Genomic DNA, 6,504 nt, shown 5'->3' with positions numbered 1-6,504 from the left:
CGGGGCTGGCGGCAGGGAGCGATGACGGTTTCGCAACGTTCTGGACGCAGTTCAAAGCTTCAGTCGGCAAGAGCGACCAGAAGGCCGTATCGGACATGATTAAATATCCCGTCCTCTACCAGGATCTGCGGCGAGCAGCGGAGTTTCCTGTGATCTGGAAGGGTGCTTTCAGACCTGCGCATCGGGCGTGTCTTGCCAAGCAGAAGCCTGTCAAGGACACATCCCCCAAGGGGGTGGTTACTTACTCTGCCTTTTGCGACTCGATCATCTACTCTTTCGCTAAGGATGAATCCGGCTGGAAATTGACGGACTTTGGCATAGACGATTGATCGGCCTTGTAAGAACTGATTGCCAACTGTTTCGCTGTTGTGCGCGGATTCTCGGCGACCGCTAGCCAATTTGACTATGAGGTATGATTGGACTCCCCTGTGGAGGTCAACCATTGGGTTCGACCACCTGTTTGACGTTCTCGACGAGATCCAGCGGACCGCGGAGGCGCCCGTAAATTTGCCAATAGGCAGGAGGTCGCTTCAGTTGGCGGTCTCTTTTATTCGGCTATCCGGATTTCCGTGTGGACTTCGCGCGGAGTTTACTCTTTTCCGAACTGACCTGCTTCCGTGGTGGAGTAGCTTCCCCATGCTTTAGACCTCGACATGGAGGTCAAGCTCTCCCAGGAGCCAATTCCGCTCCTTGGCACTTTGCCCTGACGATAGGCGTCCATGCCCGACCGTCGCCACGGGGCGGATGGACATCGGCAGGTCCGGGAAGCCGTATGATTTTCCCCGAGAGGAGGTCCTCAAGCCTTTTCAGATGCTGTGCTTGGTCACTGATTGGATGGCGGCGGACAGGGTTTGTGTCGCTGTTTCGGGATCGAATTCCGGATCGAGCAGGTCGTCCAGCGAAAACGGACAGGTCGACGGCAATTGAGGCGCGACGACTCCGCGCTTTGCCAGCGAGCGGATAGCTCCGTTGCACGCGACGCGCCAGATTTTCTCGAGTTCGAGTCGCTGTCTGATTTCGGGTGAAAATGCCAGGACGGCGTCGCCTTGGAACGTGACGATTTCATCAAACCAGTGAGTTGCGGCCTGGCTGTCCGGCTCGATGGTTGATTTCAACAGGTGGATGAGGGTCTGCCGAAGCAGGCTGGATATCGCCAGGATTTCGGCACGTCCCACATCTTCGATCTCTTCGGCCAGATTGGCGCTGTCCAGGCGTGAATCTACCGGCGGCGTTTCCCGCAGGATGCCGGCTTGCTCCTGGGTCCACCCGTAGAAATCGGTATCGTGTTTGCTGGCTTGTTTCGTGAGCATGGAAACCTCTGAGCGCCCTTAAGATAACGGCGGGGATGGAATAATCCAAGGGCGGAGGCCCGGTCCTGCGACGCCGAGGAACCTTATTCGGTACCGCTTTCGGCAGTTTTGTGGAACCAAGATCGGCGGTGGGGCCGCCTTTCATGCCGTCTCCAAGTCATAAACCTCGCCCTTCACCCGGGAGCTTCCTCTGGGATGCGTGGCGCGGGCCAACAGCCCGCCATGCGGACGGCATTGCGGTGCGAGGCGTGCAGGTGGCGACGATCAGGACTTGTCGCCCCAAATCATCGGTCCACGCACGTCTCGGAAACAAACGTTGTTCTTCGAGACCACACGGAAATCCGAATAGCCTTTTATTCCAGCCCACGTGGACTTCCGCTGTTGGCCCGTAGCGGACGTTCACGGTGACGCCGCCTGAGGGCCGCTTTTGACACGAAGCGGACGTCGCGGCCTTACGTGGCGTGTCATCATCGATTCCCTCAATCGCCGCGGGTCCTACCGGCGTTGCGGGGGTCGAGCGCATCAATTTCGACCGAATTTCGCTGGCCTGTCCCGGAATGAGGTGCGACACTCGCGCCGCACGGTTTTTTCACGCAGTAGGCCAGCATGGCTGACATCCCGGCCACTCGCTATGTTAAAAGTGACGACGTCCATATTGCCTATCAGGTGATTGGTGACGGTCCGCACGACCTGCTATTCGTCCCAGGTTTTGTCTCCAATCTTGAAGCGCTCTGGCAATCGCCGGCGCGCGCCGCCTTTTTCCGCAGGCTTGCAACGTTTGCGCGGATCATCATGTTCGATAAGCGCGGCACCGGATTGTCCGATCGCGGCTCCCAGATCTTCACGCTTGAACAGCGGATGCATGACGTGCAGGCGGTGCTAGACCAGGTTGGCTCCCAACGGGCCACCTTGTTCGGAATATCTGAGGGCGGTCCGATGTCGTTGCTCTATGCAGCGACCTATCCCGAGCGCACGTCGGCTCTGGTGCTCTATGGCACTTATGCGCGACGCTCGTGGGCGCCTGACTATACATTCGCATGGACGGATGCGCAGTGGAGCACGTTTCTGGATGACATAGAGCACCATTGGGGCACGACTGATGCAATGAGTTTGCTGATGTGGGCCCCCAGCGTTGCCGGGAACAAGCACGAAGTGGAGCAAATCGCTGCCTACTTCAGGGCCTCAGCAAGCCCAGGCGCGGCAGCTGCAATCATGCGTATGAACCGGGACATCGATGTCAGAGATATCCTGCCTGTCACGCGCGTACCGACGTTGATTTTGCATCGCGCCGACGAGCGCGTCATTGACGTGAAGCATGCCCGCTACATGAGCCAGCGGATTCCTCGCGCCAAACTGATTGAGCTCGGCGGCGAGGACCATATGGTCTGGGTTGGCAATCAGGATGCAATTCTTGATGAGGTCGAAGAGTTCGTCACCGGGCATCGGCAAGCAGCGGAGCCAGACAGGGTGCTGGCGACTGTGCTGTTCGTCGACATTGCGGGATCGACGGAACGCGCCGCCGCACTCGGCGACGGCGCCTGGCGCGTGCTGCTCGATGCGTTCTATGCCAAAGCTCGGAGCGTGCTCGGCCAGTATCGAGGGCGCGAAATCAACACTGCCGGCGACGGGTTTCTTGCCACGTTCGACGGCCCAGCGCGCGCCGTGCGTTGCGCCAGCGCAATCGGTGACGCGGTGCGCCCGCTCGATCTGAAAGTCCGTTGCGGTTTGCATACTGGCGAATGCGAATTCGTCGCTCACGATATTGTCGGCATTGCTGTACATATTGGCGCGCGTGTAGCGGCACTAGCCGCCCCGGGTGAAGTTCTGGTCTCACAGACGGTTCGCGATCTCGTAGCAGGATCGGGCTTGACGTTTGAAGAGCGTGGCCGTCACGTTCTCAAAGGCGTGCCCGACGAATGGCGCCTGTTTCGCGCGGTACGTCCTAGCACACTTTCACAAGCCATGCGATCAGCGCGCTGAATGACGGTTTCTGACCCCTAGCTGACCTGAACAGCGCCTCGTTGGAAAGCCGCTATTAAGGGCCAAGCGGACTATCGCCTAATCGCGCCGCGCTCCACTGGGTCGCATTTCTCGTACCGTCCATCGACGCAGCCGAGGTCCGACGACCACCGGCGGCGTCGACTTCAGCGCCAGCACCTCTTCGGTGGAGGCGGCAGAAAATAGCCAGTTGCGCACGGCCTCAACGTGCCGTCCAGGTTCATGCCGACGTCAAATTCGAGGGTTCGCCCACCAAGGGCTCGAAACATCTCCGAGGCGAAGACGTCGGATGCGCATGCCGATACCCTCTGCCGCTCGACTTGGGCCTGCAACTATCGCGTACTGCAAGGAGTGCGCTCAACAACACGGCTCACCAGCGGCGCTGGGCGGTCGCCTGCTCAACACCCCAATCAAGGATTTGAAGGAGCTATTGTTGCGCCAATCCTAATTAGTGCAGCGACGCCGACGGCCGAAGCCCGGGGGCTAGTCAGCGTGAATGGTCAGGAAATCTAAGCATCTTATAAATTGGGCGGCTTGTCTTCCCGGTTGAGCAGCCCCAATCGTCGTTCAAGCTCTTCCTTCTTAGCCACGAGTCTAGCCGCGAGAATGTCATTGACGACCGTGTGGAGTCGCCACAGCTCATCGAGAGACATGGTCTCAAACGGCTTCCGTTCCATGAATGTCCCCGACTCACGAATTGCCCACAGATTGAGGCTATGAAGGGCAATTGGCAACTCGGGGTTTGCTACGCGGAAGGTTACCTACACTTACGGCGCCGACCTAGTTTACTGGAAACTAAACGCCCCGACCTTGACCGCGAACGGCGCAACTGGGCGTGCGCTAATCGGTTTCGCAGGTCAACCAATTCAGAAATTTGACGTTCGAGAAATACGCTACGTTGGTGCAGAGCAACAGCGGCATCGAAGATCCGACCGGAAATACTCATCACGACCTCAACACAACAGGACTGAATAAAATTCTCAAACAATCTTAGCATTACGACCCTCGACGGGCACAATTGCAAGGCGAATTCTTGGGCAACGCCTTGGTTCGAGAACGCATGGGTGGCCTGATGCGTGAACGCTGGCCGCGCGGCAATCCAACATCGTAGTGCGCGGCGAAATTCCCGCTTCCTGGTACTATCTTCCCGTCGGGCGGGGCAAAAATTCAGCAGCCCAGAGGATCGTTCCTTTCGCCCAAGCCAGGTGTTCCCAGCGCGGCCGATGTGCTTAGGAACTGAGTTCGGCGTGACTTTTATCGCCAAGCGTAAAGGCGGGCGCGAACCGCTCGTTGCGCCGATACCCAGCAAGCAACTATGGCGGTTGCGGCGGGTTTTCAGCTTCTGGACGATTGATCCAAAGAGCAAGGAGATGGGCATGGCTCTTTCTCCGTCACCGCCCGGCACTTGGCTTATATCGGTGATGAGAAGCCGGTTGCGCTCCCGCCCTCTCTAACAGTGGAGCTATGCTCGGTCTAAATCGACCAGATAAGCTAACTAACTACTCAAAGCTTCCGCAACGCCAGGCGTTCCTGCTTCTTGACCGCTGGTACCTAATCGGCAATTCTATTCCTGCACCGTGTTTCATTTCGGCTTGGGCCCGGAGCAGGCCTTCCAGCCGGCAGACCAGACCGGCGGCTTTTGGCCCAGTGCTGAAATTGGTCCCACACGAGGGCCTAGTTTCGGTCTCTAGCAATCCTAAAGAAGCCAAGGCCCAAGATCAAAAACACCGGCACGACTATGAAAAAGCTGATGAGCGAGATGAGATTCGGCGCTGCGAAAAGAAAATAGGCACCTAGCGCCACGACAGTCAGCGCCGCAAACGAGGCCACAATTAACAATCCCCGCCTCAAGCCACCCATTTTTTTGACTTTCCCTGCTGAGACTAGCGTATCAAACCCAACACCGGATGTCGCCTTCCGGCCCATAGCTGGCCTTTACGGCGGCGTCGCGGAGGACTGCTTCTGACCCCAAGCAGACCCGCCGCCCACCTAGCTGCGGCCTTGTCGCCGTCCAGCTCCTGTTAACAAAATGACAATAGCATCCGGCCCGAGCGCGCCGAAAGAACCGGACAATTCGATGCTTTGCGCGATGCAAAAGATGGATGATCTATGCCTCAGCACGCGGCGGACACATACGATGCGCAAATGTGGACCTATCGCGACCATCTCCGCGGATTGAACCGCAGGCTGGCGGAGGACTACGCTCGAGAGAATGTTCAGCACGTAGTGGCGGCTATCGAGGAGTTGGCCCAAGCGGCTCCGGTCACTCTTGCGATAATCCAGTTTCACAAAGCAATTCGTCGCTCGCCGGCGAAAAATTTCTGGCCCGTCATCCGTCAAACAAAAGGCGTGTTGCTCCTTCGATCACCTGACGTGGGCGGGGGCTGCCCGTGGCCCAGGCAACGAACAAACTCCGGCAACATGCGCTACAGGCTGCCAGGACATCTGCTTTTTTCGCCATGGCCTCCGAATGTTTGCCGCAGCGTTCGAAACCGCACGATCGAACTTCAGCGAATGGTCGATCGACTCCGAGCAATGTCAGACACAGTTAGCTTCTTGGACGAAGCTCTTGCCGGTTCCATACAAGTTAGGACGCGGGTCGCCATTCGGCTCATAAACGGGATCAAAGCGCTGCAGGGGATAGCAATGCTAGACAGCATCGCGGCTCTGGATCGATGGTCCGATGAACCACGGCCCGGTTGGAATGTCGTGTTGCGGATTTCGCAAGGAGCGCTCATCTATCGCGACGGCCCCGATCGTTGCGAGATCGAAATTCCCGCCGAGTTCACCAAGCCTCTCCGTGCACCTTCGTCGCCCGACCGCGCGTTGTAACGTCATCTAGTCCGTGCAGGACCGAGATCCTATTACCCCTGAGCCTGAGCTAGGGTCCGCTTCTGGCCGATTTTGTTGCAAAAGTCGGCTGTAACCGACGGATGCCTTTCGGCCATTCGGTATGGCCGACCGGCTTTGATCCGCCGACCCTAATGCTCTCACGCAACTCCTACGCTACGCAATGCGCAAAGTATGAGAGGGTGGTGGTCGCGCAACGAACGACGCGAGGCGCCTCAGATTTTGAGCGATGGCGGCCAGAACAAACTCGTCCTGGGCGCCCCGTGGGCCACGAAGCCGAAGTCGACCAAGCCTCAGGATGCGCTTCAAGTGTGCAAACTGCATCTCGACCTTCTTGCGCTGACGT

At 58.1% G+C, this 6,504-nt stretch carries 4 protein-coding genes; 2 read left to right on the top strand and 2 right to left on the bottom strand.

The window, feature by feature from the left end; all coding sequences use genetic code 11:
* Positions 1-329 (top strand): hypothetical protein (locus BM190_RS39335; RefSeq protein WP_092263409.1); only part of this gene is annotated, 329 nt, incomplete at its 5' end.
* Between the two features lie 477 nt (positions 330-806).
* Here BM190_RS39335 and BM190_RS39325 read toward each other — a convergent pair.
* Complete coding sequence (locus BM190_RS39325; protein WP_092263407.1) at positions 807-1,310, bottom strand: DUF29 domain-containing protein; 504 nt, start codon at positions 1,308-1,310, stop codon at positions 807-809.
* Between the two features lie 606 nt (positions 1,311-1,916).
* Between BM190_RS39325 and BM190_RS39320 the strand changes: the two genes are divergently transcribed.
* Positions 1,917-3,290 (top strand): adenylate/guanylate cyclase domain-containing protein, encoded by a 1,374-nt coding sequence (locus BM190_RS39320; RefSeq protein ID WP_092263405.1) that lies wholly within the window; start codon positions 1,917-1,919, stop codon positions 3,288-3,290.
* A gap of 3,024 nt (positions 3,291-6,314) precedes the next feature.
* Here BM190_RS39320 and BM190_RS39305 read toward each other — a convergent pair.
* The coding region (locus tag BM190_RS39305; RefSeq protein ID WP_143109210.1) for a transposase at positions 6,315-6,504 on the bottom strand (190 nt) is incomplete at its 5' end.

The sequence above is a fragment of the Bradyrhizobium sp. Rc3b genome (genome assembly GCF_900114915.1).
Lineage (GTDB): Bacteria > Pseudomonadota > Alphaproteobacteria > Rhizobiales > Xanthobacteraceae > Bradyrhizobium.
Note: the sequence above shows the minus strand (reverse complement) of the source record. Positions and strands in the feature narration are given on the sequence as shown.

Excerpts from the sequence above, each read along its gene's own strand:
- BM190_RS39325 (WP_092263407.1), bottom strand. The coding sequence starts at position 1,310 with ATGCTCACGAAACAAGCCAGCAAACACGATACCGATTTCTACGGGTGG.
- BM190_RS39320 (WP_092263405.1), top strand. The coding sequence starts at position 1,917 with ATGGCTGACATCCCGGCCACTCGCTATGTTAAAAGTGACGACGTCCAT.